This window comes from Nocardioides sp., assembly GCF_004803405.1.
Taxonomy (GTDB): domain Bacteria; phylum Actinomycetota; class Actinomycetes; order Propionibacteriales; family Nocardioidaceae; genus Nocardioides; species Nocardioides vastitatis.
The window spans coordinates 1-739 of the sequence record NZ_SSXI01000149.1; the positions used below are offsets into that span (position 1 = coordinate 1).

The following is a 739-nucleotide window of genomic DNA, read 5'->3' on the forward strand; positions in this document are numbered from 1 at the left end:
CGTCTCCCGGGCCGCGTCGACGGTGCGGATCTGGCCGACGCCCACCGCGAGCAACCAGACGAGACCGGCCGTGACCGCGAGCAGCGTCGGCAGGGCGAGCGCGAGCTCGGCCGTGACCGCGCCACGCTCGCGCCCGAGGCGGGTCGCGCGGCTCATCCGAGGCCGAGCAGGCCGAGGACGTGGTCGAACAGCGTCCTGATCAGGTTGTCGCCGAAGCCGCCGCTCAGCATCTTGTAGAGCAGGCCGGCGAATCCCGCACCGGCGGCGGTGGCCACGGCGTACTCCGCGGTCGTCACGCCACGGTCGTCGATCGCCCGCGCCGAGGTCGGGGTGGGTCTGGGCATGTCGTCTCCTTCGTCTGCGGCCGCCGGATGCGGCCCTCGGGACCGAGGGTGCGGGACAGCAGTGACATCGGGCTGCGGCCAGAAAGCCGCCTGTGGACAGGGATCGCCCGTCCACAGGGCACCCCGCCTCGGGTGGCTGGGAGCGTGACCCGGGTGACGGACGGGGCGGGCCGGCAGCTCGGGTGGGGTCAGCACGGGCGCTACACGATCGTCGACGCCAGGGAAGCCGCCAGCGGGACGATGCCGAGCAGGAGGAACGACGGCAGCAGGCAGACGCCGAGCGGTACGGCGGCGCGCACACCGACCGCCCGCGCCCGGTCCTCCACCTCCCCGCGGGCCCGCCGGGCAAGCTCGTCGGCGAGCCGCTCGACGGCGCTCACCACCGGCGCGCCGGT

Annotated in this window: 1 protein-coding gene and 1 pseudogene; both read right to left on the reverse strand. The window is 75.1% G+C overall.

All coding sequences use genetic code 11. The features are described from left to right. Positions 1-152: 152 nt before the first annotated feature. Positions 153-344 (reverse strand): DUF4244 domain-containing protein, encoded by a 192-nt coding sequence (locus tag E7Z54_RS10920; protein ID WP_136433625.1) that lies wholly within the window; start codon positions 342-344, stop codon positions 153-155. A 200-nt stretch (positions 345-544) separates the two neighbouring features. Beyond that, positions 545-739, reverse strand: a pseudogene (locus E7Z54_RS10925) (type II secretion system F family protein); the annotation flags it as partial.